The organism is Anabaenopsis elenkinii CCIBt3563 (assembly GCF_015245355.1).
GTDB lineage: Bacteria > Cyanobacteriota > Cyanobacteriia > Cyanobacteriales > Nostocaceae > Anabaenopsis > Anabaenopsis elenkinii.
On sequence record NZ_CP063311.1, the window covers coordinates 1,001,748 to 1,027,645 of the forward strand.

The 25,898-nt window shown below is 41.3% G+C and carries 23 protein-coding genes; 13 read left to right on the forward strand and 10 right to left on the reverse strand.

Going from position 1 to position 25,898, the window contains the following annotated elements:
- Nucleotides 1–15 precede the first annotated feature (15 nt).
- Genes IM676_RS04500 through IM676_RS04510 form a run of 3 tightly spaced genes read left to right on the forward strand, consistent with a single transcriptional unit; the run spans nucleotide 16 to nucleotide 5,489 of the window.
- Nucleotides 16–2,310, forward strand: coding sequence for a sensor histidine kinase (locus IM676_RS04500; RefSeq protein ID WP_225880448.1), 2,295 nt, complete (start codon nucleotides 16–18; stop codon nucleotides 2,308–2,310).
- Nucleotides 2,311–2,314: 4 nt separating this feature from the next.
- The gene (locus tag IM676_RS04505; protein ID WP_200989115.1) at nucleotides 2,315–2,773 is read left to right on the forward strand and encodes a response regulator; all 459 of its coding nucleotides are present in this window, start codon (nucleotides 2,315–2,317) and stop codon (nucleotides 2,771–2,773) included.
- A 22-nt stretch (nucleotides 2,774–2,795) separates the two neighbouring features.
- Nucleotides 2,796–5,489: a hybrid sensor histidine kinase/response regulator gene (locus IM676_RS04510; protein WP_200989116.1), complete on the forward strand. Its 2,694-nt coding sequence runs from the start codon at nucleotides 2,796–2,798 to the stop codon at nucleotides 5,487–5,489.
- A gap of 21 nt (nucleotides 5,490–5,510) precedes the next feature.
- Here the strand turns inward: IM676_RS04510 and IM676_RS04515 are convergent, their stop codons facing one another.
- Both IM676_RS04515 and IM676_RS04520 read right to left on the reverse strand, forming a co-directional pair.
- The gene (locus IM676_RS04515) at nucleotides 5,511–6,692 is read right to left on the reverse strand and encodes an inactive serine/threonine-protein kinase VRK3 (RefSeq protein ID WP_200989117.1); all 1,182 of its coding nucleotides are present in this window, start codon (nucleotides 6,690–6,692) and stop codon (nucleotides 5,511–5,513) included.
- 29 nt (nucleotides 6,693–6,721) lie between these two features.
- The gene (locus tag IM676_RS04520; protein ID WP_200989118.1) at nucleotides 6,722–7,558 is read right to left on the reverse strand and encodes an alpha/beta fold hydrolase; all 837 of its coding nucleotides are present in this window, start codon (nucleotides 7,556–7,558) and stop codon (nucleotides 6,722–6,724) included.
- A 532-nt stretch (nucleotides 7,559–8,090) separates the two neighbouring features.
- Here IM676_RS04520 and IM676_RS04525 point away from each other — a divergent pair.
- Entirely contained in the window at nucleotides 8,091–8,759 is a 669-nt protein-coding gene (locus IM676_RS04525; RefSeq protein WP_200989119.1) for an HAD family hydrolase, read from the forward strand.
- 34 nt (nucleotides 8,760–8,793) lie between these two features.
- Here IM676_RS04525 and IM676_RS04530 read toward each other — a convergent pair whose 3' ends face one another.
- Nucleotides 8,794–9,942: a substrate-binding domain-containing protein gene (locus IM676_RS04530; protein ID WP_200989120.1), complete on the reverse strand. Its 1,149-nt coding sequence runs from the start codon at nucleotides 9,940–9,942 to the stop codon at nucleotides 8,794–8,796.
- A gap of 291 nt (nucleotides 9,943–10,233) precedes the next feature.
- Here IM676_RS04530 and IM676_RS04535 point away from each other — a divergent pair, with 291 nt between their 5' ends.
- On the forward strand, nucleotides 10,234–10,443 hold the full coding sequence (locus IM676_RS04535) for a TOBE domain-containing protein (RefSeq protein ID WP_200989121.1): 210 nt from the start codon (nucleotides 10,234–10,236) through the stop codon (nucleotides 10,441–10,443).
- A 120-nt stretch (nucleotides 10,444–10,563) separates the two neighbouring features.
- Here the strand turns inward: IM676_RS04535 and modB are convergent, their stop codons facing one another.
- Both modB and modA read right to left on the reverse strand, forming a co-directional pair.
- Complete coding sequence (modB, locus tag IM676_RS04540) at nucleotides 10,564–12,378, reverse strand: molybdate ABC transporter permease subunit (protein ID WP_200990080.1); 1,815 nt, start codon at nucleotides 12,376–12,378, stop codon at nucleotides 10,564–10,566.
- Nucleotides 12,379–12,507: 129 nt separating this feature from the next.
- Nucleotides 12,508–13,302, reverse strand: a complete 795-nt coding sequence (gene modA, locus IM676_RS04545; RefSeq protein ID WP_200989122.1) for a molybdate ABC transporter substrate-binding protein — start codon at nucleotides 13,300–13,302, stop codon at nucleotides 12,508–12,510.
- Between the two features lie 377 nt (nucleotides 13,303–13,679).
- Here modA and IM676_RS04550 point away from each other — a divergent pair, with 377 nt between their 5' ends.
- The 3 genes from IM676_RS04550 (at nucleotide 13,680) to IM676_RS04560 (ending at nucleotide 15,466) form a co-directional block, all read left to right on the forward strand.
- Nucleotides 13,680–14,441 carry a nucleoside phosphorylase gene (locus IM676_RS04550; protein ID WP_200989123.1) on the forward strand — a complete coding sequence of 254 codons (762 nt, stop codon included), beginning with the start codon at nucleotides 13,680–13,682 and terminating at the stop codon, nucleotides 14,439–14,441.
- 406 nt (nucleotides 14,442–14,847) lie between these two features.
- On the forward strand, nucleotides 14,848–15,090 hold the full coding sequence (locus tag IM676_RS04555) for a hypothetical protein (RefSeq protein WP_200989124.1): 243 nt from the start codon (nucleotides 14,848–14,850) through the stop codon (nucleotides 15,088–15,090).
- 133 nt (nucleotides 15,091–15,223) lie between these two features.
- Entirely contained in the window at nucleotides 15,224–15,466 is a 243-nt protein-coding gene (locus IM676_RS04560) for a hypothetical protein (RefSeq protein WP_200989125.1), read from the forward strand.
- A 193-nt stretch (nucleotides 15,467–15,659) separates the two neighbouring features.
- On the opposite strand, the gene IM676_RS04565 is transcribed toward IM676_RS04560, so the two are convergent.
- The 3 genes from IM676_RS04565 to IM676_RS04575 are packed head-to-tail and all read right to left on the reverse strand — an operon-like array spanning nucleotide 15,660 to nucleotide 19,191.
- Nucleotides 15,660–16,793: a Gfo/Idh/MocA family protein gene (locus IM676_RS04565; RefSeq protein ID WP_200989126.1), complete on the reverse strand. Its 1,134-nt coding sequence runs from the start codon at nucleotides 16,791–16,793 to the stop codon at nucleotides 15,660–15,662.
- Nucleotides 16,794–16,816: 23 nt separating this feature from the next.
- Nucleotides 16,817–17,959, reverse strand: coding sequence for a DUF1822 family protein (locus tag IM676_RS04570; RefSeq protein ID WP_200989127.1), 1,143 nt, complete (start codon nucleotides 17,957–17,959; stop codon nucleotides 16,817–16,819).
- A gap of 53 nt (nucleotides 17,960–18,012) precedes the next feature.
- A complete protein-coding gene (locus IM676_RS04575) occupies nucleotides 18,013–19,191 on the reverse strand; it encodes a sigma-70 family RNA polymerase sigma factor (protein ID WP_200989128.1) in 1,179 nt (392 codons plus the stop codon).
- Nucleotides 19,192–19,337: 146 nt separating this feature from the next.
- Between IM676_RS04575 and IM676_RS04580 the strand changes: the two genes are divergently transcribed.
- Together IM676_RS04580 and IM676_RS04585 are read left to right on the forward strand one after the other, a co-directional pair.
- Nucleotides 19,338–20,288, forward strand: coding sequence for a hypothetical protein (locus IM676_RS04580; RefSeq protein ID WP_200989129.1), 951 nt, complete (start codon nucleotides 19,338–19,340; stop codon nucleotides 20,286–20,288).
- Between the two features lie 179 nt (nucleotides 20,289–20,467).
- A complete protein-coding gene (locus IM676_RS04585) occupies nucleotides 20,468–20,935 on the forward strand; it encodes a DUF2214 family protein (protein ID WP_200989130.1) in 468 nt (155 codons plus the stop codon).
- 4 nt (nucleotides 20,936–20,939) lie between these two features.
- Here the strand turns inward: IM676_RS04585 and IM676_RS04590 are convergent, their stop codons facing one another.
- A complete protein-coding gene (locus IM676_RS04590) occupies nucleotides 20,940–21,539 on the reverse strand; it encodes an MBL fold metallo-hydrolase (RefSeq protein ID WP_200989131.1) in 600 nt (199 codons plus the stop codon).
- A gap of 325 nt (nucleotides 21,540–21,864) precedes the next feature.
- On the opposite strand from IM676_RS04590, the gene IM676_RS04595 reads away from it, so the two are divergent.
- On the forward strand, nucleotides 21,865–22,227 hold the full coding sequence (locus tag IM676_RS04595) for a four-helix bundle copper-binding protein (RefSeq protein ID WP_200989132.1): 363 nt from the start codon (nucleotides 21,865–21,867) through the stop codon (nucleotides 22,225–22,227).
- 113 nt (nucleotides 22,228–22,340) lie between these two features.
- Here the strand turns inward: IM676_RS04595 and IM676_RS04600 are convergent, their stop codons facing one another.
- Entirely contained in the window at nucleotides 22,341–22,952 is a 612-nt protein-coding gene (locus IM676_RS04600) for a peroxiredoxin (RefSeq protein ID WP_200989133.1), read from the reverse strand.
- A 130-nt stretch (nucleotides 22,953–23,082) separates the two neighbouring features.
- Here IM676_RS04600 and IM676_RS04605 point away from each other — a divergent pair, with 130 nt between their 5' ends.
- Entirely contained in the window at nucleotides 23,083–25,089 is a 2,007-nt protein-coding gene (locus IM676_RS04605) for an amylo-alpha-1,6-glucosidase (RefSeq protein WP_200989134.1), read from the forward strand.
- Nucleotides 25,090–25,130: 41 nt separating this feature from the next.
- Nucleotides 25,131–25,730: a hypothetical protein gene (locus IM676_RS04610; protein ID WP_200989135.1), complete on the forward strand. Its 600-nt coding sequence runs from the start codon at nucleotides 25,131–25,133 to the stop codon at nucleotides 25,728–25,730.
- Nucleotides 25,731–25,898: the final 168 nt, after the last annotated feature.

Below are 25,898 nucleotides of genomic sequence, written 5' to 3' on the forward strand. Positions count from 1 at the left end.
AAATACTTGTAATCTATGGCTTACCCCACGCTACGGTATCAGGACTTAAAAGTGAGTGATCAAGATATTACTATCCCTTTTCCAGTTGATGTTAGCAACTGTAACAAAGAGCCAATTCATATTCCTGGCTCTATCCAGTCTCATGGAGTCATGTTTGCTCTCCAAGAAGCAGATTTTACTATCCTACAAGTCAGTGATAATGTATTCAACTTCTTTGGGTTACACCCAGAAGAAGTAATCAATAAAAATCTGAGCCAATTACTGGGATTAGAGCAAATTAGGTTACTAAGAGAATCTTTAGATGAAGATGATTTACTAATTGTGAATCCCATAGAATTGAGTATAAATGTAGATAATAGAACTGTATATTTTGATGGGATTGTTCACCGTTCCCAGGGAGTGATAATTTTAGAATTGGAGCCGATAACCTCGGAAAAGGGGAAGATTTTTTTTAACATTTACCATTTAATAAAAAGTACGATATCTAAGCTAAAAAAAGCAGCAAATATCGGGGAATTTAGTGATATTCTTGTCAGACAGATTAAGAGGATCACCGGTTTCCATAGAGTAATGGTTTATCGATTTGATCAGGATTGGAATGGTGCAGTTATTGCTGAACAAAAGCCAGAATATCTGACAACCTATTTAGGATTACATTACCCAGCTTCTGACATTCCCGCACAAGCTAGAAAACTCTATAGCCAAAACTGGCTGAGACTGATACCAAATATAGACTATCAACCGGCGGCAATTGTGCCAAGGAATAATCCTTTAACTGAAGAACCTTTAGATTTAAGTAATTCCGTCTTAAGGAGCGTCTCGCCCTTACACATTGAGTATATGCAGAATATGGGGGTGACTGCTTCCATGTCAATTTCCATTATGAAAGATGGAAAACTTTGGGGATTAATTGCTTGTCATCACCAAGCACCGAAATTTATCCCCTATGAAATTCGGAATGCTTGTGAATTTTTAGGACAAATAGCCTCTTTAGAAATTTCAGGTAAAGAGGAGAATGAAGATATTGAATATAAACTGTATTTGCAATCTTGCAACTACAAGTTAGTAGAGTATATGTCATTAGAACAGAACTTCATTCATGGTTTAATTAACCACGACCCCAGTCTGTTAAATATTGCCAATGCTCAAGGAGCAGCCGTATGCTTTGATGGTGAGTATTTTACCGTGGGTAATACTCCGCAAAAACAGGAAATGCAAGAGTTAGTAGAATGGATTCATGAAAACCAAAAGGACGAGATTTTCTACACTGATTGCCTATCTCAAGTTTACCCAGAAGCTGAGAAATTAGGGAATGTGGCCAGTGGTTTGATGGTAGTTTCCATTTCCAAAATTCAGAAAAACTATGTTTTATGGTTTCGCCCGGAGGTAGTGCAAACTGTAGATTGGGGAGGTAATCCCAATAAACCTGTAGAAGTGGAAGAAAATGGAAGTATACGCCTATCACCGCGCAAATCCTTTGAATTATGGAAAGAAACAGTACTATTAAAGTCTCTACCTTGGAAATCCCCAGAAATAAATGCAGCGCTGGAGTTGAGAAGTGCAATTATTGGCTTAGTGCTGCGCAAAGCGGATGAATTAGCACAGCTCAATATAGAACTCGAACGTAGTAATAGAGAATTGGATGCCTTTGCTTATATAGCTTCCCATGACTTAAAGGAACCACTACGGGGGATTCACAATTATTCTAACTTCCTGATGGAAGATTACGGCGGGTTGCTGAATGAAGAAGGTAAGAAAAAGTTACAAACATTGATCCGTCTCACCCAGCGGATGGAGGATTTAATCGATTCACTGCTGCATTTTTCTCGTTTGGGGAGAGCAGACCTGGCCATGCAGATCACAGACTTGAATGATGTACTCCATGGTAGTTTAGAATTATTGCGTCCCCGTATTGAGGATATGAAGGTAGATATTCAGGTTCCCAGACCCCTACCCACAGTGTATTGCGATCGCATCCGAGTAGGTGAACTGTTTAATAATTTGATTACTAACTCCATCAAATACAATGATAAAGCCAATAAATGGATTTCCATAGGTTACATCGAGGAACCGCCATCCCCGATTATATTTTATGTGCGAGATAATGGGATTGGGATTCGGGAGAAACACTTTGAGTCAATTTTCCGAATTTTCAAACGACTACACGGCCCCAGTAAATATGGGGGAGGTACGGGAGCGGGGTTAACCATTGCCAAAAAAATAGTAGAAAGACACGGGGGGAGAATTTGGGTAGATTCAACCTACAGCGAGGGTACTACCTTTTATTTCACATTAGAAGGAGTGAAATAAACTGATGATCGGGAATCTTACCAAGCCTTTACTTGTCATTGAAGATAGCGACGAAGACTTTGAGGCTCTATGTCGCATTATGAAGAAACAAGCTGTAGTTAATCCTGTGTTTCGCTGTACTGATGGCGATGAGGCCCTAGACTTCCTTTACCACACAGGAATTTACAGTAAAACCCAAAACTTACCCCGTCCGTCCATTATTTTGCTAGATCTGAACTTACCGGGAACTGATGGGCGAGAAGTCTTACAGAAAATCAAGCAGGATGAGGAGTTTAAATATATCCCTGTAGTTGTATTTACCACCTCATCTAATCCCAAAGACATTGAAATATGTTATCAATCTTGCGTTGCTAGTTATATGTTAAAGCCCATAGATATTAATAGATTAGTGGAAACTATTCAAAGTTTCATCACTTATTGGCTAGATATAGTTATCCTCCCCGATAGCGGAGCGTGGCGTTAGCCACAGCTGTTAGCAAATAGTTATGACAGAACCGTTTACTGTTTTAATTGTCGATGATTGTCAGGAAGACCGCCAAGCCTATCGTCGTTATTTACTCCAAGACCAGGAATACATCTACACAGTTATGGAAGAGGAGTCAGGGGAAGGAGCCTTGCAATTGTGTAAGCAGTTTCAACCTGATGCGATTTTATTAGATTTTCTACTACCAGACTTAGATGGCTTGGAATTTTTGGCAGAATTACAACAGCAGTCACAGAAAATCATACCAGCAGTGATTATGTTAACTGGTTATGGTAATGAAACTGTAGCTGTAGCCGCGATGAAAAGTGGTGTTCAAGACTATTTAGTTAAAGGACAAACCACTGGTGAGCGTTTGCGCTCAACGATTCACTCAGCGATTAAAAATGTGCAACTCAGTCAAGAGCTGCAACGCAGTGAGGAACGTTTCCGCACTTCCATTGAGAATATGCTGGATTGTTTCGGCATTTTTTCGGCTGTGCGTCACCAGACGGGAGAAATCCTGGGCTTTCGTGTGGATTACATGAACGCCGCAGCTTGTGAATTTAGCCAAATTATATCAGGCGCCCAGGGGGAATATCTGTGTAACATTCTCCTGAATATGCGCGATAATGGCTTGTTTGATGAATGTTGTGGAGTTGTGGAAACAGGTCAGCCTTTAGAGAAAGAGTCCCTGGTTTGGACTGCTTGTGACCGGAGACTGCAATCAGCTAAAGTGATTGACATTCGCATCACTAAAATGGGGGATGGCTTCGTTGCTTCTTGGCGAGATGTCACCGCCAAAAAACAGGCGGAAGACCAATTACGCCACAGTCAGCAGTTTATCGAAGCTATTACCAATACTATACCGGGGATGTTATACGTTTATGATTTAATTCAACAGCAGAATATCTATACTAATAATCAATTTACCAAACTGCTTGGTTATACCGCCCAAGAAATTCAGGACATGGGTACTCAGTTGCTCCCATTGTTAATGCATCCTCAAGATTGGGGACTATTTCCTAGACACCTGCAACTCATCAACTCCGCCGAGGATGGTGAAATTGTCGAATTTGAATACCGGATGCGCCACGCCAATGGTCAATGGCGGTGGTTTGTCAGTCGGGATACTGTATTTAAAAGGAGTATTGACGGTTCGCCACGCCAGATTGTGGGTACGGCTTTTGATATCACTGGGCGTAAGCAAGTAGAGGAACAGCTGCGTTTAAGTAATGAGCGTTTTCAACTAGCAGCTGCTGCTGTTAATTGCCTAATTTATGACATAGATTTTAAGAATAATACTGTCAGCAGAACGGAGGGGTTAACCCGAATTTTGGGTTATTCCCTAGCAGAAGCAGATCCCACCCATAAATGGTGGATAGGGAAAATTCATCCCGAAGATAGAAAGCGTGTGGGAGAGCAATGGAGAAATGTTCTCACTGAGGGTCAATACTATACGATGGAGTATCGGATACTTCATAAAGACCAGGAGTATCGCCATATATTAGATCAGGGCATAATTGTCAGAGACCCTTATGGTAAGATTATTATACGAGCCGTAGGCAGTGCTACAGACATTAGCGATCGCAAAGCCACTGAAACCGCTTTGCGTGACAGTGAGGAACGCTACCGTTATTTATCTAATGCTATTCCACAACTGGTGTGGATTTGCAATCTTGAAGGTGAATACGAGTATGTAAACCAACAGTGGTGTAAATTTACTGGCCAAACCATTGAGGAAGCCCTAGGTATGGGCTGGAGAAAGGTTATACATTCAGATGATCTCCCCTCAGCTATCCACTCCTGGATCAAAGCCAGGGAGACAGGAGAAGCTATGAACACGGAAATCCGCTACAGGAAATTTGACGGTAGCTATTGTTGGTACTTAGCCAGGGGTTTACCAATTAAGAATGACCAAGGACAGGTAATTAAGTGGTTTGGTACTAGCACTGATATAGACCAGCACAAACAATTAGAAGCTGAACGGGATAGGCTCTTACAGCTAGAACAAGCAGCCAGAACTGCTGCGGAAACAGCTAACCAAACTAAAGATGAGTTTGTGGCTATGGTATCTCATGATTTGCGATCGCCACTCAATGCCATTCTTGGTTGGGCTAAACTACTGCGAACTCGTGAACTACCTCGAGATACGGTTGACAGTGCCTTAGAAACCATCGAACGCAGTGCTAAATCTCAGTCTAAACTGTTAGAAGACCTGTTAAATATGACCCGTATCCTTCGCGGTCAGATCAAGTTAGAATTTCACCCAGTTAATTTGGTCAGTCTCGTGCAAGCAGCCTTAGAAGCCGCTTACCCCGATGCCAACCACCAGGGCATTCATTTAGAATCTGTCATCGATGAATCTATTCCCCCTATAGTTGGTGATGCTCACCGATTATTACAAGTTTTAGGTAACTTACTTTCTAATGCTATTAAGTTTACCCCATCTGGTGGCACAGTGCAAGTGCGACTAGTAAAAAATGGGGAGTCTTCAATACTTATCCAAGTCAGTGACACCGGTGTGGGTATTAAACCAGATTTTCTCCCCCACGTGTTTGAAAGATATCATCAAGCCGAGTGCAGTCATCAACAAACTGGTTTGGGACTGGGTTTAGCGATCGCCCGTCACTTGGTAGAATTACACGGGGGTACTATTGAGGCCTATAGTCCCGGTTCAGGACTAGGGGCTACTTTTACTATTAAGTTAAATATTTAGTTAAATATTTAGTTAATTTTTTTATTTACTGACCAAAGTTTTAAAATCTTTGATGGAACCCAGGGAATAATTTTCTAACTTAAAATCAGCAAAAGGTTTATTTGCTAACCTATCTCTTAAGGCTTCATCTAAAATCAGACCTGGTGGTACTTCCTTCACACCAATAATCATGACACTTCTTTGGTATGCCGTCAAATCCTGATTTTGATCACAGTCACCTCCTTGAAATTGACCCAGGTTTAACAAGCGATAACCCTTAACACTGGGGGTATTTTCAAATAACCTAGTTGCTAAACGTTGAATTTGTCGAGAACGTTCTAAAGCCAGGCGTTCCTTGACTCCTATTTTCCCCCCACAGCTAGCAACACCCACAGCAATAATTTCACTGGGTGCTTCCATTATTTCCTGTATATTGTCTTGCTGTAATTTTAAGTTTAAAACATCCAGACTAATAATTTCTCCATCATCTTGAACTTGAAAATTACTACCGGTTACCCATTTATATTTAACCGATAAAACAGCTATATTAAACTGGGCAATTTTACCTTGACTATCCATACCTTCTTGATAAGGGAAGTAATCAACCGTACCTTTTCTTTGGGGAGATTGTCTTGATGCTGTCAAGGTAGTAAACTGGGGAGAATATATGAATAAAGCGATTAAACCCAGAATCCCCAGAGAAACTAACAGAGCGGCGAATAGTCTTCCTAAGGGTACTTTCTTTTTCTTTAATGGCGGTGTGGGGGGCACATTGTTAGGTAAAAATTGTTTTAACCAATCCACTGCATCCCCAGGGGAAAGGAAGGTATTTTGCTGCTCTAGCCACACATCTAAATTAGGCTGCTCCATTGTTTCCATGATCATACAGTGGAGAATCAAACCATTGCGAGTTTCATACTGAAAATATTCTTCAAACTTAGGAATAACTGGATTATTTAGAGTTGACAAAATAGAAGCTTCTTGAGAAAATAATTCTACTGCTTGGGGATCATTTGATAACTCTTGATTTAAGACCTTAAGGATTTTTGGCGTGTTTTCTGCGGTAGCTGCATAGAGTTTACTAAAACCAGTTTTGTCACTCAACAAACTGAGCACCCGATAACGTCCTAGTAATTCCAACGAGGAACCGCAACTTTGACAGAACCGGTTTTGATGATTCGGGTGATGAGGTTGAGGACAAACTGGATTAATACAAAGGCTCATGATCAAATAAAGTCAAAGTTAGGCGGTTTTTATTTACGTTCTGCCAGGAATGCTGCTACAGTTCGGTTAAATGCTTCCGGTTCAGTCAAAAATGGCCAATGATTCCCCGGAACTTGACAAAGGCAAAAGTTTGTTAGATAAGTCTTGTAAGGTTTAATTTGCCAGTTTTGGCGGTTCAAACCTCGTTCTGGTTGTATGAACAGGGTAGGGGTATCAACGGGGGAAATAAAACCCGGTTCACACATGACATCTGCAAAAATGCGATCGCGTGCGGCTATAGTAAACTTACTACCCCAACTCCCATCGGCTTTTTGTTCAATTCCGGCTTGAAATACCTTTTGTTGTAAAGTACTCCATCCTTGATATTGTTTTAACTGACGCGCTTGTGCTTCAGCTTCTGCGTAACTAGCAAACGGTCCCATACCTTTAAGGAAAGATAGGTAACGGTACAACAGGGGGAAAGTTAACCGCAATAAACTAGGCATTTTCCAGATAAAAATCGGGTCAACTAAAACCATACTGCGTAAGCGCTGGGGGTTTTTTCTCGCCCAGATAGCGGCGAGTTTTCCTGTCCAAGAGTGACTGACCACATGGGTAGAAGACCATCCCAGATGATCCATGAGCGCTTCCAGGTCAGCGATCGCACTTGCAAAGGTATAATCATTTTCTGGCTTGCTGCTTTCACCATGACCACGCATATCGGGGGCAACTATGTGGTATTGTGAGGCTAGGTCATATCCCAACCTAGACCACACCAAAGCGTTATCAGCTAAACCATGCAACAACAGTAAAGGTACTTTTCCTTGTTTCCACTCTAAATAGGAAAGTTCAATATCAGATTTTGATAAGGTGTGACGTAAAGGCATTGCAACAAAGGTATAGGGTTATACAACTGTTTACAGTCAACAGTCAACACTCATCATAGATTAGACCATGGCATAACGCAGAGACTGGAGACAAATTTATTTAATTTTTTTTCTATGTTGAGAGATATACTGATGTAACAGGACAAAAAACATCAATATATAACTGGAATAAATAGCAATACTGAAAGTAACAAATGTAGGTAGATTCAGTATTTTAATCAGGTTTATGGTGAGAACACTGAAAATTATACTAGCTAAAAAAGCTAATAAATTTTTATTCACAATATTCTCCTAAATCCTATTTATGACCACTTCATCTACTAATAATTTATTCATGAATATGAATACCGTAAACCATGTTACTTATCAAAGCCTTTGGGAGATTATTTAGATTCTTTTTAGAAAAAAAATACATATTTTCTCAAAATAACTGAGCCTAAAACCTTATTGACTATGAGACTCTACAGATGTTTGTTAGTTACCGTAAAACATTGTTAAATAGTTAAATATAATAACCATTGAGGTCGTCAAAGTGTTATCAAGTTACCGATCTGCGATTTTTGATATGGATGGTCTGCTGTTTGATACAGAAAGTATTGCTCGATGGGCTTGGAAACAGGCGCTCAAAAATCATGGCTATATAATGAGCGATAATTTATACAGGTCACTGGTAGGGCGAGACTTATCATGGCGAAAAAAAATACTCAAAAAAGTTTACGGAGAAAGTTTACCATTTGAGTCCGTGACCATCGAACGTATCGCCATTGGTGATGAGCGGGAACTACGAGAAGGTCTAGCAATGAAACCGGGGGTTTTAGATTTGCTGCAAAAACTCAATGACCTGGGTATAATCATTAGTTTAGCCACCGGAACTGGACGCACTAGAGCCATCAGACGTTTAACAAATGCGGGGATTAACCAATATTTCACTACCATAGTCACCAGCGAAGATGTAGCTGAGGGTAAACCAGCACCAGATATTTTTTTAGAAGTTAGTCACCGGATAAACATTCCCCCCGCAGAGTGTATGGTGTTTGAGGACTCATGTGTGGGTGTAAAAGCAGCCTTTGCAGCGGGGATGTGTCCGATTATGGTTCCCGATATTGAACAACCATCCCCTGAAATTAGCAGTTTAGCTTATAGAGTTTTCAACTCCCTGGAACAGGTGCAGGAATTATTACCAGGAGCGTTAAAAAATTGAAAGTTCTCAGGAAACTAAAACGCCCAAACATGAATTAGGAATTACCTGTAATTGGTTCAATTGTAGCCACTATTTCCCCAGTCTGACTGGTATTATAACCCCCGATCGCCTCTAGCTGTGAGAGTACCCGCCGATGTCCTAAGGTACCCAGTAATTTCTGTACAGGGGCTTCATCTAAGTATGGCTTGAGAACAGCTAAGTCGTATCTTGATTCTTGTAAAGGGATGAATCCTAAGCCAAAGGCTGCGGCCACAGATGCAGTGCTGATACCAGAGGTCACTTTCCCCGTAGCTACTGCTTGGGCTACTTCCAAGTGTCCGTGGAGAATGTGGTCAAATCCCTTGACGGCTGTAAATGGTATATTTGCCTCTTGCAGCGATCGCTCCAATACTTGGCGACTACCTGACCCAGCTTCGCGGTTAGCAATGGTGACACCAGGTTGGGCTAAATCTGCAATACTTTTTAATCCTAAGGGATTATGGGGTTGGGTGAGCATCCCCTCTTCCCAGATACCTAGGTTAATTAACACAGTCGTCGTCTCTTTGATGATAGAACGGATAAAGGGTGTGTTATATTCTCCCGTCTGGGAATCGTACATATGCATACCCGCCAGATGAACTTCCCCCCGGCGCAGTCGGTGCAATGCTGTCATACTGTTATCTAAAATCCAGTGTACTCGCAAGTGAGGATGCCAACGTTCCGCTGCTCGCGCCCATAGGGACAAAGCGGGCGCACAACCTGCCAAAATCACTGTATCATGAAGATTTACCGGTTCATCTAGCAACTGGACGACCATGGTATTTTTACCAGGTAGGCGATCGCCTTCCCCATCGGCTGGTATCATTTCAGTACGGAAGGCATCTTGACCAATTAAAGGATGAGCAATCCATTGATTACCGACTTGGGCTAAAATTAGCCGTAACCCCTCACCTAGGGGTACATTATAGGCTGGTACTGCGGTGATTTCCGGTAAATCTTGCTCTAACCAAAATAAATCTTCTACTTGACAACCCAGGGCTTTTGCCAATCGTAGGGCTATAGTAGTGGATGGTGCATATTGTCCTGACTCTACACCGCTAATAGTTTGACGAGTAACGCCAGCCAAATTAGCTAAATCTTGCTGACTCATACCCAAGCGGATTCTGGTTTGTTTTAACTTGTTGCGAAGTTGGTCTTTGACCACGTTTTAGGCGTTCAGTTTTTGTGGTTTCTTCTTTAAAATAGCGCGAAATGGTGATGATTGTGTTGATGTGATGCGATCTGCAGCAGCGCTGGCGCTATCGCCCCGGAAACATTATTTACTACTTAGCCTTAAAATCCAATTTTCCAGACCAGTGAGGATGCAGGTATTTTTGCTTTAATTGAATCCTCACACCCATTCTTAGTTTTTCGCAAGCAAATATAACACTATGCTATAATACTTGCCTAAATGTACTTCATTGAGTCAACAAGAGGAGTGAAAAAGGAGTGAAAAATGAAAATTAGCGCACGTAATTCTCTAAAAGGTAAAGTCAAGGAAGTGACACCTGGAGCCGTTAATGCAGAAATTGTGATTGAAATTGTACCTGGAGTTGAAGTTACCTCAATTATCACTAAGTCCTCGTTTGAAAAGCTTGGTGTAGAAGTTGGTAAAGAAGTCTATGCGGTAGTCAAAGCAACGGATGTTCTGATTGGTATTGAATAAAATTCCGGAAAAACTTCCTAATGAGGTCTTTAGTCCTCCTTGTTTACGGCCAAAATTCACTGAAATACTATGTTTCCAGCTTGTATCTCATCCCCAGTAAAATATCACTGGGGATTTTTTCTACTCCTCCATTAAAAAAAGTTTCCCCATATCTAAACGCACATACCATGGGAAAGGTTTATATTTTAAATTAACCCATTTCTCCTTAAATACTTCGGCTTGCAAGTGATAATCATCACCGTTACTGACTGAATTGTGCAGTCGTAAATATAACGTTACCCTGTGGGGTGTTTCCCTAGTCTTGATTAACCAGCACGGGAAAGTATTCTCACCATGAGGGTGATCTGTAAAGTCTAGATGATGGGCGCGAATACCTATATAAGCGGGAGATGTAGGCCAAGGTTCCCTGACTTTGAGAGTACATTCCCAATCTAAAGCTTGAACTTGATTCTCAGATACTATCTTGACTGGGGAAAAGTTTTTACAACCTGTTAACTGGGCTGTGGTGTAAGTATTGGGATGGGCGAAAATATTTTGTTTATCATCGTTAGCAATAATTTGACCTTGAGACATGACTAACAACTGTTGACATACCTCATAGGCTTCTTCTAGATTATGGGTCACAAATAGGGTCACCCCTGAATAAGTGCTCAGAGTTTCAATTAATTGTTCTTGTAATTGGTGGCGCAGGTATGTATCTAGGGCGGAAAATGGTTCATCTAATAGTAATGCTTCTGGTTTGATGGCTAAAGCTCTGGCTAAAGCTACCCGTTGTTGCTGTCCTCCCGAAAGTTGATGGGGGTAGCGGTTCTCTAATCCCTGTAACTGGACAGCTAGTAATTGCGCTTGTACCTGTTGTTTAATCTCTGACTTCGATAACCCTTGAGGTAAACCAAAAGCAATATTTTGCATCACAGTCATGTGAGGGAATAAAGCGTAATTCTGCATTAAGAAACCAATGCGGCGATCGCGTGGAGGTAAATTAACTCCCTTACGAGAATCAAATAACACCCGCCCATTTAAAATAATCATTCCTTTTGTAGGTGTTTCTATACCAGCAATACAGCGCAAAATCATACTTTTCCCAGCGCCTGAACCTCCCAGCAACCCCAAGGTATTACCATCACCACTAAAACATACTTGCAGATCAAAGCCGGGAAGTTTTCTGTCAATATCTACAAATAATCCTGATAAATCGGGATGAGAAGCAGTTTGACATTTCTGATATTCCTGATTTCTCAGTCCTATGGGAAATGGCGAACTTGGCTGTTTATTCTTCCCCCGGTTTTCTTGCCACAAGTTAACTGCAATAATGCCCGATAGGGAAATACTCATGATCGCGATCGACCAAAACCAGGCTTCATTCATCGCCCCTGCTTCCACAGCAAAATAAATTGCCATGGGGATATTTTGAGTTTGTCCGGGAATATTACCCGCTAACATCAGGGTAGCCCCAAACTCACCTAAAGCCCGCGCAAAAGCTAAACTGGTGGCCGCCACAATTCCGGGAAATGCGAGGGGTAAACTGATCCGCCAAAAGATGGTTGATTCAGAAGCTCCCAGGGTTCTGGCTACTCGTAAAAGATTGCCATCAATTTGTTCAAAGGCTCCTAAAGCTGTTTTATACATGATGGGAAATGATACCACAGTGGCAGCAATGGCAGCACCATACCAAGTAAAAACAATGCTGAAATTAAACGGCTGTATCAGTTTACCCGCAGGGCCATTTCTCCCAAAAAATAGTAGTAATAAAAAGCCTACAACTGTAGGTGGTAAAATCAAAGGTGCGACAAAGATTCCTTCAATGAATGACTTGGCTTTACCCTTATATCCTAACATCCAGTAAGCGGACAAAATCCCCAGGAAAAAGGTAATAACTGTGGCCAGTAGTGAGGTCTTTAGTGAGATCCACAGGGGCGATAAATCCATATTAATTGGTAATTTGTGTATATTTACAGAAGATTATAGAAATATTGTGGTGTGGTCATCTTGCCCAGTACCACTGTTCCTCATCTATGCTCCTTCAGCATTCTTGAAAAAAGGACACAAAACCACGATATGCTATTAACTGACAATAAACCCGTATTTCCTGAGTATAACTTTTGCTTGATTACTTGATAAAAAATTGAGAAATTCTTTCCCAGCAGGGATATTTTTACTGGTTTTAATTACCGCCATGGGATAAACAATTTCAGAGTGGTATTTTTCATCAGCAGTCACTACAACTTTGACTTTGTTAGAAATTTTGGCATCTGTGGCATATACTAAACCAGCATCAGCATCACCACTTTCTACTGCTGCTAAAACTTGACGCACATTATTAGCTAAAACTAATTTAGGCTTCACTTGCTCAAAAATACCCAGTTTTTTGAATACCTGGTCTGCGTATTCTCCTGCGGGTACACTTCTGGGTTCTCCCACAGCGATTCTCCTAACTCGAGTCTGTGTTAAATTGAAAAAGCTGTTAATGCCCGTGCTATTCTTGGGCACAATCAAAACTAAGCGGTTATTTGCGAGGTTGGTACGAGTACCCGGAAGTAAAAGTCCTTTTTGTTCTAGTGCATCCACTTGTTTTCTAGCAGCAGAAATAAATATATCTACAGGAGCACCTTGTTCAATTTGTCGTTGTAGTGCGCCAGAAGCCCCAAAGTTATATGTGATATTGACGTTTGGTTTACTTTGTTGATAAATGTCCTGTATTTCTGTGAGTACATCTCTGGTACTAGCAGCCGCAGATACCAGTAAGTTGAGGTTTGACTGTGCTGCTGAGGGTGTGAAATTAATTAAAGGTAAGGTAATAGCTAGGATACAGCTAGTAACTGCTAGACCAATCCCAGCCAGAATCTGTCTTTTATTCATATTTTTATTTTTGGTGTGTAACTAAAATTTCCAGGCGGCTATAAAGCTGGTTCTTGATAATTTACACATTAACTGAATTTAAATTCTGTAGCAAGTATAACTGACATCATGCTAAGATTTATGATCACATCTGGCATTTAAGACATAAAACCCAGTTTTTAGACCAGATAACAGACTGTATTTTGTGTGTAAAGTCATTGATTACAGTACTTTTGGTAATTATTACCCTATATAAGCAAGTTTATTTAACGTTTAGCCAACATCTCTGCTCTTGAACTGGGATGAAATTTACTTTTGTTACCTCTAAAATGATTTTCAGAGTGTCTTTTTCACCACCTGCTAAGGTAAACCCATAGATAGGCTGAGTTTTTGCCATCATGTATCATATTGGTTTTGGAGTAAATGATTTAGGTGTGTCACCTCCCACCATGGCTTTGTTATCTGGTGACCCTGAAAGGGCGCGGCTGATTGCTCATACCTATTTGCAAGATGTGCGCTTGTTGTCGGAGAATCGCGGACTCAATAGCTATATGGGATATTTACCCAATGGCCGCCCCATTTTATGCGCTACCAGTGGTATGGGTGCTCCTTCTTTGAGTATTGTGGTGAATGAGTTGCTACAGGTGGGTATCCGCCAAATTATCCGGGTCGGTACTTGCGGCTCAATTCAACCTCATATAGCTGTAGGTAGTATTGTGATTAGCAGTGCGGCGTTATGTCGCCAAGGTGCTGCGAATGATATTGCACCAGTGGAGTATCCAGCAGCTGCTGACCCGTTTCTCACTGTGGCTTTGGTTAAAGCAGCGCAAGAACTGAAAATTGAGCATTATTTAGGAATTACTGCATCGGTGGATACTTTCTTTGAGGGACAGGAACGGACTGATTCCGCTAATCCTTATTTACTGCGCTCACTTGTTGGGATCACAGAAGAATATCAGCATTTACATATTCTTAACTATGAGATGGAATGCGGGACGCTGTTTAAGATGGCCGGAGTATATCAGTTTGCAGCCGCAGCTGTTTGTGCTGTAATTTCCCAACGCACTGTTGCTGAGAATATTATTTTAACTCAGAAAGATATAGCTGTCCAAAATGCGATCGCTACTGCCATACATACAGCCGCTAATTCAGTATTTTGATTACCACTACTTTAGTCTCTCATAGTCTCCTCCCACCTTGCACTGTTATGGGGTGACAGTACCTACTGGATTTTCCGATACCCGCGGTTATTAATGTCATCTTTGGCAACCATATTAACCACCTGTTACCTGCTATATGACATCAATATACATTAACAAAAATCGACCTTATAGGAAATTTAAATTTTAATGCTTATTGCTGATTATATATAAAAAATAAGGATTTATCAGACTTAAATTATTAGCTAGATAAGACAATAATCACGATTATAAGTCTATTTAAAAGTGTTTTTGTCCTTGACTTTCTTGGTTTAACTGCATAAAAATAGCAGTAACAGTTAAGCAAACTGAGTTTAATTGTTAAAAAGTAAACAACAAATCAAAGATTACTTGAGGAGCAAATAAAATGGCTAACATTATTCTTTCTGAACTCAACAATGCTGGTGTGGAATTATTTCAAGATTCCGAAAGTTTTCTCAACGAACTTAAAGATGTAGATGCTATTTCCGGGGGTAGCAGCAGCGGTTACACCACCGGTGGATATGTCAGCGATATGTCTACATTAACTAAGTTGGCTGAAGCCTTTGTAACCACCTATGCTATTGGTCATGTGACCTTCCTAGCTAAGTCATTTAGTCGTGCAGTTTAATCACTCTCATCGCTGCATTTAACTAGTATCTCAGGGTACTACATAGCTGTTCAGGGATACATCTATTAATTATCATCCCTGACGGCTAATTCCGGAAAAAACTATCGCTACAAATACTTGAGGAGCAAATAAAATGGCTAACATTATTCTTTCTGAACTCAACAATGCTGGTGTGGAATTATTTCAAGATTCCGAAAGTTTTCTCAACGAACTTAAAGATGTAGATGCTATTTCCGGGGGTAGCAGCAGCGGTTACACCACCGGTGGATATGTCAGCGATATGTCTACATTAACTAAGTTGGCTGAAGCCTTTGTAGGTATCTATGCTATTGGTCATGTGACCGTACTAGCTAAGTCATTTAGTCGTGTTTACTAATGACTCTCATCGCTGCATTTAACTAGTATCTCAGGGTACTACATAGCTGTTCAGGGATACATCTATTAATTATCATCCCTGACGGCTATAGCATTTCTGATGCTTGTGAGGTACACAGTTTTTTAGTTTTAGGGAGCAGGGAACACCAGAACACCGGAATACTGGAGCAGGGAATAAATTGGTGTGTACTTCGTTAGACACAATCAGTGAGGAATTTTTCCAGGTTGGGGACATCTATCCAACTTGATGTTGTGTGAGATTTATGAGATAAATCCATTAACAGTTGAGAATAAACCCCTTCTCGCAAGGATGGGACTATTAGCTGTTGGCGTTCAATTCCTTGTACCCACTGGTCTACTACACGGGTAAATGCACAAATACGCCCATCGGTGTAATGTTGGGGAAAAACTAACCGGTTGGGTATTTCAATTTCTTGGAGAGGTTGACCAGGTTGAGAACCCCACACGCGAAATCCATGTATATAATCTTTTTGATTTTCACTACCTAAAACCAGGGTACCGCGATCGCCATACACTTCTATCCAATGTGTGCGAGATGCGTAAACTACAGCACTGATCGCAACTTGACAAGGTGTACCATCAGCTAATTCTAAAGATAGCAGACAGTTATCATCTGTATTGACTGGTTTTAATTCTCCATTACTGGGGTCAACCCGTGCGGGAATAGCGGTACTCAAGTAGGCGTTTAATCTACTGACTGGCCCAAATAGCCAGGAGATATAATCAAAGGCGTGGGAACCTAAAGAACCTAATGCACCGCCCCCCTGATCTTGACGGGAATACCAGTTCCAGGGGCGCTCAGTATCTGCGCGGGAAGAACCTAACCAATCAATTTTAATTAAGCGCTTTTTACCTACATAGTTTTTAGCTAATAATTCGGCGAATAATTGCCATCCTGGAACAAAGCGAAATTCAAAATCTACTATAGCAGTTACGCCTTGGGCTTGGGCTAATTGATATAATTCTTTAGCTTCTAAGACATTTAAAGTTGTGGGTTTTTCTAATAATAAATGTTTCCCAGCTTGCAGGACTGCTTTAGCCATTTCATAGTGGAGAAATGGGGGTGTTGCTATACTCACCCCTTGCACTGCTGGTAATGCCAAAATATCGGTAATATTGTCGCAGGCGTGGGGGATATTATGAGTATGGGCGATGGTTTGGGCTTGATGAATATCTCGATGATAAACAGCGACTATTTCGGTGCGATGATGGGCTGTAAATCCGGGAATGTGGACTTTTTGCCCAAATCCAGTACCGATAACTGCAACACCGATTTTATTTTGATTTATGGGGATTTGAGAAGGCATAAAGTCAAGATGGGGTTTTCCCGTTAAAATTTGAGGATTTCTCGGTCATAGTTATCGGGAAGGGGTTCTATTTCCCAGACTATACCTTCTCCCGGTTCTAATGCAACCTCTATATAAAGTTGTTCCACCGCTGTGGTGGCCATATCTTCATTGTTGGGAAATGGTTGTAAGTCTTCCGTGAGGAGTCTGAGTTTAAAACCGCCCGGAATGGCTGCGCCTATGATGGTGTGACGTAACTCAAACCGCCAATGTGTGATCTGGGGTTGACCTTGGGGTGTAATCACCAGTTCATATAATTGACCCGCGATCGCTAGTTGGCGTGATAAAGTCACTCTTGGTTGATTTTCTGTAATATTTCGCGCCCCAGCCCTATTGGGTTGCAGATTGATCTTTTCCCACCCGACTACTATTTCCGACACACCGCTGTTTAACCATTGTCTGACTGAGCGTTGTTCTGGTAGTCCCAAACGCTGTTCATATAAACGTTGTCGCCAACCTCCATGGGCAATTAATCCCCCCCACAATAGAAAAGGCACAGTTAAACCGGGGTTAATCATGGCTGGATTTCCCAGGCGCGTAATTAAATTTTCCGCTTGTGCTTGTGGTATAGTTGGTATATCTATAGTGGCAGTTCGTGTAACTTCATCACTACAAAATTCTCGCGCTACCCCTAACACACTCATATCGGTAATAATATAATCTTGCTCTAGAGCATAAGTGCGATCGCTGGGCTGGTAATTACCTTTGGTTTTGAGTTGTTCATGGGTACAATAGCCCCAAACCCTAACATAGCCATCATCCGGTTCTACTTGCACTCCTAAGTAATAATCCCCCAGCCAGGTAGGAATATCTACCCATTCCTGGGGTACACGCAATTCACTACAATCAATATTTTCACTGGGAACCAAAATAAATCTCACTGCGTCTACTGTGATAGCAGTGCCATTCACTAGTTCCCAAAAACTGGGTAAAGCGGTAGTATTAGGCCAAACTTGGGCTTGGGGTGTGAAGTCTGACTGTAACCAAGGTAAGACAGCACCCAAACAAAGTTCATTGATATAGGCTTGATAATTCTTCCGAGGGTGAACTGCAGATTGTCTAGTATCTGGAATTGCCAAAATTATGTCTGTAAAAACACAATTTAAGATGGGAGTATTAATATTCATGAGGTTTTATTGGGATAATTTTGCAGCTGATTATCAGTCATTATGGACACCTTTTACTCTACGCCTTTAGTAGAAAGACTGTAGTAATTTTGCAACCATTCCTCAATCACAGGACTCATGCTAGTTAGTAGGTCTGTGTTGATGGAAATATGCAAAGTATTCCGACTCCAATTAGCCACAGTTCGCAGTAATATTGTTTTAGCTTTTGTCAATCGCCGGGAAACTGTATATTGCTTGATTTCTAACTGTTTGGCAATGACATCTTGATTTTGCTGTTGACCATAGTATAGTTGTAAAATCTTTTGCAATTGTGGTTCAAGTTGGGTGATGGTATCCCCTAAAAGTTGGTTAATCTGCATTTGCACACCAGCGCGGGTTTGGGCTTCTTCCGTGGCGATAATTGCATCCATTAAAGATGCTGGTTCCGTCTGTGGTAGATAATCAAGTAATTCCCCATAATCCTCGCCTAGGGAGATATTAAGGGAATCTATCCTGGGGTAAAGATATTTTCTCACGGATGTTGCCGCACTTAGGAGCCAGTTTTCTAAGGTTTGGGGGTTGACTTTATCGTGACTGTGTGTATTGTAGATTTGGGCGATCGCTTGCCAAATTTGCTCATCTGGTGGAGCCAGTTGGCGACAATTACCAGGTTGGGGGATATACAAAGTTTTAAAACATTGCCAAGCCAAGATATAAGCGTTAATCCTATCTGAGGAGAACCCAGCATTTTTGAGAGCGTCATGGAAACGCCTTTGTGATGTTTTCCTTAACAGACCCCAGTCTGTACAAATATCCACTTCCCCAACTTGGCGACAATATTCCCGGATAGCATTCCCAAACACAATACTGGCATAACTTTTCAAACTACTGCTGTAATTAGGATTAAAACCTTGGATAACTTTATTAACTTGGGCGATCGCTATTTGAAAACAATCTGATAGTTTGTATTGGGTACTAAGCAGGTTAGCGGTTGTTTTTTGAGAACTCCAATAGCAAGCTTCTTGTAAGTATGCTGTCAGATGTTGCTGCGCTAAAAATTTAGTTGCTGTAACTTCCCAAGACTTATACCAATATATAACCCAAAAGTTTTCAGTTATGTTTTTTGAGGTTTGTTGTAGGCAATTTTGAATGCTGCGACGCAATCTTGATTCTGTCGCCCAATGACTGAATCTGTCTCCCTCGAACTGTAAGAAAGTGGAAAAAATTTGTATGATAGTAGGCCGGGGTTGCATAAAAAATGAGAACCTGATCTAAACGAAAAATGCCAGGTGAAACAATACTTGCACTTTACTACACAGGGGATAATTACAAGATTAAAAAAAATACAGCTTATCTTTGTTGACCAAGAAATATTATCTAAAAATTGGGAGAACCAATAATGTTGGGAAATTTTCAGAGATCAAGATTAATCTTTTTAGCTGTGTTCACCAGTTTTTTAGTGACTGTTAGTGCTTTTACCCCAGTCATGGGAAACGCCCAAAGTCCTAGATTATTAAGACCAGGAGTTACTAATATACAGTTAAAAGATGCCACCAGCAGATTAAGTGAATTAGAACAGGCGTTGAACCAAGTAGAAAATAAAAAGGTAGCTACACTTCAAGATACCGAAAAAGTGGAAAAAGCAGCATTGGCCTATGCAGAAGCCATGAAAACCGCTTTAGATAATGCTTTAAAGGAAGCCGAGACTTTAGCCACATCACAGGGTAAACAAGGTAGCATTAGTCCTCTAGAAACATTTGAAAAAGCCGAAACAGCAAATCGGCAACGGTTAGAGAAAATTGGAGACAGAGCAAATACTATTGAAAAACAAATCCAAGTAGGAACTATCAGACTTGATAAGTCTCTTATCCAAGATTTATCAGTTGTAGAACGGGGTGAGCTATTAGAATCTTTACAACCACCAGCAAGACAACTTTACCTACGAGAACAACCAGAATTATTTAAGCCAGTTTTAGAAAGACCGGGAATTAACAACCCAGTTTTAGAAAGACCTCAAAACCAGCTGAAATTCCTGGAAGAAACATTTAATAACCTGCAAAGCTTTGTACCAACAAATGCTAACTATCATATTGGCATTGTGGTTTCTCAGATGATACAAGGTGTCAGCAATATGTTAGTACCTCCAGCATACGCAATTGCAGCGGCCCCCTGCGTGGGTCTGGCCTTGACAAAAAACTGGCCTGCTGTGGCTGCTTGTGTAGCTAGGGCAGGCTCAGAAGCCACAAGCATATACAATCAGTTTGTTAGCTGTTGGCGCAACGCCAGGAATCCTTTGCGATGGTTGAAAAGAACCGGATGTGTCGCCAGGTTAATTGCGAGGTTGGCTTAAGGTCTAACAGCCAGATTTAGATGAGTAGCGGGTAATCTTCTTTGCCCGCACCACAATTAGAAAACACAGATTAGCCAGTGTTTAGTGTACAATTTATAAGGAATTGACCGAAAAGAACAGCCAATGAGATGGTTTCGGCTCCAAAATAAATACTAAAATCGCAAAATCTGGAAATTATTATGTTGGTAAGTGCCGTTGTTGCATATTTGCATTACTTGGGGTTGATGTTGTCTTTTGGAGCGCTGGTTTTAGAAGTATTCATCTTAAACTCTCAAAAAGAGTTGAGCTTAAATGAGGCTTGGAAAATTGTCATTGCTGATACGGTGTATGGTATATCAGCAGTGATGATTTTGGCTACGGGTGTATTACGTGTTCTTTACTATGGTAAAGGCTCGGAGTACTATTTAAATAATCCTGTTTTTTATACGAAAGTAGCCATCTTTCTGTTAGTAGGTGGTTTGTCTTTGTATCCTACAGTTTCTTTTATTAGTTGGGTTCCTGCTCTCCAAAAAGGGACAGCCCCCAAGGTAGAATCATCTCAAGTAAATCGTCTCATCTGGTTAATTAGAACTGAAATTGCTGGTTTTGCACTGATTCCCCTGTTGGCTGCACTCATGGCTAGGGGAATAGGTTACCCAATTAGTTAAGTAATTACAAGGTCGCTACCAAATCCTGCAAGCGATCGCGACCATCCCGAAATACAGGCCAACCATCCCCCACTAATACAGCCTCTACGTGGGGGAGTTCTGCAAGGCGTTGCACAGAAGCCACCGCCGCCTCACGGTCGAGCAACTTATCATCAGGTAAGATGGTTAAACTACCAGCCTTGCGGGCGCGGACAAGGTCTCCTGTAATCAAAGTTGTTTCCTCTAGTAACAAGGCCAACTCCCCCGGTGTCTTAGAACCATGGAGTTCTAACACCTTTAATCCGGGGACAACTTCATCACCATCAGCCAACCAGCGATCGCAACGTATGGGAAAACTATCCTTTTCCCCCACAGGTCCGGCGATTTTAGCATAAGTTTGATCAGCGATTTCCTTAGCAGACCTGATATGCTCCGAATTAGTCAACACAATCCAAAGCACACCACCGAGGGATTGCAAATGATTCCAATCATGATTTGATAAAGCTACCGGGTCAATAAGGATATTTCCCTGTGGACGGACCCAAGCAACCCCATGGAAATCAATATTTCTTGTGGGATTGAAAGTAGACCAGCCATATAGATCGGGACGGTGTAGGGATTTCATAAAAATTCTGGTTCAGTACCTTCAATAGCTCTGGATTTACAGTTTAATTTCCATAATGTATCAATAATCTTATCTTTAATTCAATGCTTATAGCCATTTTTTTGCAATTAGCTGCGGGGTGATCAGCAAATTAAGCACTCAATTACTGGCAAAGTATTCTATAGCCACCGCCGAGAGGGTGAGGAGATGACCGCATTGTTTAACCATTTTATAGTCAGGATATGAGTTTATATCAATCACATCTAAAAAAATGCCATTGACTCTCAAGAAAATCTAATTACCCTTATAAGTACTGCCTATGTGAGTAATTCAGGAGCTATTGACCATGATGATGATGATGACTGAAACCATGACTACTCAAATGCAAAACTGCATGAACGCCTGCATGGAATGTCACAAAATCTGCTTGGAAACTATGACTCAGTGTATGAGCCAAGACGGTAAACAAATCAACAAGAGCATTATGAGTTTGATACGTGACTGCTCAGAAATGTGTATGATGTGCATGAACATGATGATGGGCGGTTCGGAATTCATGGGGCGCACTTGTATGCTTTGCGCCGAAATGTGCGATCGCGTTGCTGCAGCTTGCGAACAGATGAGCCAAGATCAAAAGATGATGCAATGCGCCGCCTCTTGTCGTCGCTGTGCAGCAGCTTGTAGATCCATGGAAATGATGCCTGCCTAAGTATAGCACCTAGATATAATTGAGGTCTTTTGACCTAATTTATTGAAAAAACGACAGATGTAGAGGCTTAAGCCTCTACATCTGTAATTTAATAATCCGACTTAAACAAAAATCTAGACAGCAGAGAAGTAAACCTTAGACTTCACAGGGTCAGGATTCATAGTTTTATCACCAGGTTGCCAACCAGCGGGGCAAACTTCATCAGGGTGAGACTGGACATGCTGAAGTGCTTTTAATGTCCGCAGAGTTTCATCAACACTGCGACCAAAAGCCAAGTTATTAATGGTAGCGTGCTGGAGCACACCATCTTGATCGATGATAAACAGACCACGCAAAGCAATACCGGCGCTGGGGTCGAGGACGTTGTAAGCGGCGCTAATTTCTTTCTTAATGTCCGAAACTAGGGGATAATTGAGGTCACCCACACCACCAGCCTTGCGGTCAGTTTGAATCCAGGCTAGGTGAGAGAATTCGCTATCCACGGACACACCGAGGACTTCAGTGTTAATTTGCTTAAATTCTTCGTAGCGATCGCTGAAGGCTGTGATTTCAGTGGGGCAAACAAAGGTAAAGTCTAGGGGGTAGAAAAACAGAACGACATACTTACCACGGTAGTCGGAAAGTTTAATTGTCTTAAATTCTTGATCTACCACGGCAGTTGCTGTAAATTCAGGAGCCTGTTGACCAACACGGAGGCATCCTTCTGTTGCGTAAGTGAGGGACATGAAGCCAATTCTCCTTAGACTTATATACGTAAAAGAGCGTTGAAACTCGGGTCAGTTCACACTTACCCGTCTACAATTTAATTACAAACTGTTACGACTATATCATAGTCATAACGATTTTGAGTAAAAAATGCCTGATTTAGACACAAGAGAATGGTTACTAACTAATGGCTTGGGGAGTTTTGCTAGTGGGACGATTTCAGATGTTCGCACCCGCACTTATCATGGTTGGCTATTTGCCGCCACTAATCCCCCCTGTGGGCGTACCCTGTTGTTTTCCCACATGGAAGCAAGTTTAGAAGTTTCAGGGAGGGTGATCCCACTAGGGACAAACTGCTGGGGTAATCATGAGATCGCCCCCCAGGGTTACAAGTTGCTGCACTATTTTGATATTAACCCAGTTCCCCAATGGATTTGGAGACAAGACAATTGGCAACTCAGTAGAGAGTTAATTATGCCCCATGGTTTCGGGGATATTTGTAAACATCAGTTGTTAATTAAGTATCATTATCATGGTAAAACTTCAGTAAAACTACGATTACGGCTACTGATAGGCGATCGCGATTTTCACCACCAACAAAAAGGTCATCCAGGCTTAGAGTTTTCACAATTACTGGGTGAGAATCAAGTTTGTCTCCAAGCCATATTTCCGGGAGGATTCGGTACACCATGGTATTTGCGCTGGAGTCGGGGGGAATATCAAGCCAATAAGGTTTGGTACTGGGATTATTTATTACCAGAAGAGAAAAAACGAGGATTAGGCGATCGCGAAGACCTCTACAGCCCTGGCCACTTAACAGTTAAACTAGAACCGGGAGATGCCATTGTTCTAGAAGCACAGATGGGTTTTCCTGACCCACAGCAAGCTCTACTCACCCCGGAAATTTTTACCGCTGCTGTGGAAGCAGAACAAAAAAGACTATCCCAAATTTTTGGCTGGGTCGCCCATAAATCCCCCTCATCCCCCATCTGGCAAAAATTATTAAAAGCCAGCGATCAATTTATCGTTCATCGAGCTTCCATCGCTGGCCCCACGGTGATTGCTGGTTACCACTGGTTCAATGACTGGGGACGTGACACCTTAATTGCTATACCTGGTTTAACCTTAGTCACCCGGCGCTTTGAACTAGCTAAAGGACTATTACAAACCTTTGGGCGTTACTGTCGTCACGGTCTGATACCTAATGTTTTTCCTGATGTTGATGGTCAACCCTCTTATAACAGTATTGATGCAGCTTTATGGTGGATTGAAACTTTAGGGCTATATTTAGAAGCTACCCAAGATTGGGAATTTTTAGCAGTCCAGTTTCCTATTGTGCAACAAATTCACAAAGCCTTTATGGGTGGGACCCATTACAACATCCAAGTTGATGCTACTGATGGCTTAGTGAGTTGGGATGTCCCCGGTATGGCTCTTACCTGGATGGATGTGGTAATTGACGGAGTACCTGTGACACCCCGCAATGGTAAAGCAGTAGAAATCAATGCTCTGTGGTATTCCGCTTTATGTTGGATGAGTAAATGGGCGCAACGCTTAAGCGAAATGCAGTTAGGAGATTCCACCCGCTTGGTAAAGCAAGCCTGGCGTTATAGTCAGCAAGCGGAACAAGTAAAAATTTCTCTACAAAAGTTTTGGAACCCATTAGGTTATTTATACGACACGATAGAATTAGATGACCGCCGTAATGCCCAGATTCGCCCTAATGCAGTGATAGCATTGTCCTTGCATCATTGCGGCTTTTCACCACAGCAGAGCCAAGCTGTGGTAGATTTAGCCACTGTGCGTTTACTTACTCCCTATGGTTTGCGGAGTTTAGATACATCCGACCCTGCTTATATCGGTAAATATATTGGAAATTCCCCAGAGCGCGATCGCTCCTACCACCAGGGGACTGTTTGGGCTTGGTTGATTGGCCCCTTTACTCGGGCTTGGGAGCGTTCTTACCCCCAACTACCTTTACCCTTCGATTGGCAACCATTACTAGATCATTTCCTTTGTGATGCTTGTATACAGTCGATTTCAGAAATTTTTGATGGGGATTTTCCCCATACCCCTAAAGGTGCGATCGCTCAAGCTTGGTCAGTTGCGGAAGTAATTAGACATTTTCCACCAGGCTGGTATAATACCACTAGGTAGAATTTTAGTCAATATTTTTTCCTAAAAATCAGGTAATACACATGGCTTATAGTGATTTCACCTTGAGTAAGTTTAAAAAGGATTTTAATATTCATATTCATGAAGAAATGGACTTATTTATCAATGTTGAACCTATACAAATCAGTGAACAACTCAAATTTACTTTAGAAGAAACTACAGAATTAGCATTAGCAATTAATACGGAAAAAGCCCGATCAGAAATGATTACTACGCCGATTTTACTGGAGGTAAGACGTAGGGCTAATTGCAAAATTAGTTTATTTTCGGGAACTGATTTTAATCTAGATTTTAAAAAGGGATTAAACGGTTGTTGTGATTTCGTCATCAGTCGTTCTCAGGAACAGTTAACAATTAATGCACCCGTGATGATCATTGTTGAAGCTAAGAATGAAAACATTAAAGCTGGTTTAGGACAATGTGCAGCAGCAATGTTTGCAGCACAGTTGTTTAATGAACAAGAAGGTAATGATATTAAAACTATTTATGGAGCGGTGACCACTGGAGATATTTGGAAGTTTTTGAAGTTGCAAGGAACAAATATATTTATTGATTTGAATAATTATTATATTAAAGAGTCAGATAAAATTTTAGGTATTTTGTGTCATGGAATCAATAATTGATAAATTATTTGTGATTTAGAGGATGTTTGTCAAGTCATAATTAGTGTATCGAATATTGTTTTACCCCACCCTCACCCTCCCAAGGGGAGGGGACTGGATTTTATTGTTTTTTGTGTGGTCGGTGAGCGCAGTCGATAGCGATCGCGTGCCGTTAGCCATACAGTCAAC

What these genes read in the sequence shown, in the direction of transcription:
- IM676_RS04500 (WP_225880448.1), top strand. Translation starts at nt 16, where the DNA reads ATGGCTTACCCCACGCTACGGTATCAGGACTTAAAAGTGAGTGATCAA.
- IM676_RS04505 (WP_200989115.1), top strand. Translation starts at nt 2,315, where the DNA reads ATGATCGGGAATCTTACCAAGCCTTTACTTGTCATTGAAGATAGCGAC.
- IM676_RS04510 (WP_200989116.1), top strand. Translation starts at nt 2,796, where the DNA reads ATGACAGAACCGTTTACTGTTTTAATTGTCGATGATTGTCAGGAAGAC.
- IM676_RS04515 (WP_200989117.1), bottom strand. Translation starts at nt 6,692, where the DNA reads ATGAGCCTTTGTATTAATCCAGTTTGTCCTCAACCTCATCACCCGAAT.
- IM676_RS04520 (WP_200989118.1), bottom strand. Translation starts at nt 7,558, where the DNA reads ATGCCTTTACGTCACACCTTATCAAAATCTGATATTGAACTTTCCTAT.
- IM676_RS04535 (WP_200989121.1), top strand. Translation starts at nt 10,234, where the DNA reads ATGAAAATTAGCGCACGTAATTCTCTAAAAGGTAAAGTCAAGGAAGTG.
- modA (WP_200989122.1), bottom strand. Translation starts at nt 13,302, where the DNA reads ATGAATAAAAGACAGATTCTGGCTGGGATTGGTCTAGCAGTTACTAGC.
- IM676_RS04550 (WP_200989123.1), top strand. Translation starts at nt 13,680, where the DNA reads ATGTATCATATTGGTTTTGGAGTAAATGATTTAGGTGTGTCACCTCCC.
- IM676_RS04555 (WP_200989124.1), top strand. Translation starts at nt 14,848, where the DNA reads ATGGCTAACATTATTCTTTCTGAACTCAACAATGCTGGTGTGGAATTA.
- IM676_RS04560 (WP_200989125.1), top strand. Translation starts at nt 15,224, where the DNA reads ATGGCTAACATTATTCTTTCTGAACTCAACAATGCTGGTGTGGAATTA.
- IM676_RS04565 (WP_200989126.1), bottom strand. Translation starts at nt 16,793, where the DNA reads ATGCCTTCTCAAATCCCCATAAATCAAAATAAAATCGGTGTTGCAGTT.
- IM676_RS04570 (WP_200989127.1), bottom strand. Translation starts at nt 17,959, where the DNA reads ATGAATATTAATACTCCCATCTTAAATTGTGTTTTTACAGACATAATT.
- IM676_RS04575 (WP_200989128.1), bottom strand. Translation starts at nt 19,191, where the DNA reads ATGCAACCCCGGCCTACTATCATACAAATTTTTTCCACTTTCTTACAG.
- IM676_RS04580 (WP_200989129.1), top strand. Translation starts at nt 19,338, where the DNA reads ATGTTGGGAAATTTTCAGAGATCAAGATTAATCTTTTTAGCTGTGTTC.
- IM676_RS04585 (WP_200989130.1), top strand. Translation starts at nt 20,468, where the DNA reads ATGTTGGTAAGTGCCGTTGTTGCATATTTGCATTACTTGGGGTTGATG.
- IM676_RS04590 (WP_200989131.1), bottom strand. Translation starts at nt 21,539, where the DNA reads ATGAAATCCCTACACCGTCCCGATCTATATGGCTGGTCTACTTTCAAT.
- IM676_RS04595 (WP_200989132.1), top strand. Translation starts at nt 21,865, where the DNA reads ATGATGATGATGATGACTGAAACCATGACTACTCAAATGCAAAACTGC.
- IM676_RS04600 (WP_200989133.1), bottom strand. Translation starts at nt 22,952, where the DNA reads ATGTCCCTCACTTACGCAACAGAAGGATGCCTCCGTGTTGGTCAACAG.
- IM676_RS04605 (WP_200989134.1), top strand. Translation starts at nt 23,083, where the DNA reads ATGCCTGATTTAGACACAAGAGAATGGTTACTAACTAATGGCTTGGGG.
- IM676_RS04610 (WP_200989135.1), top strand. Translation starts at nt 25,131, where the DNA reads ATGGCTTATAGTGATTTCACCTTGAGTAAGTTTAAAAAGGATTTTAAT.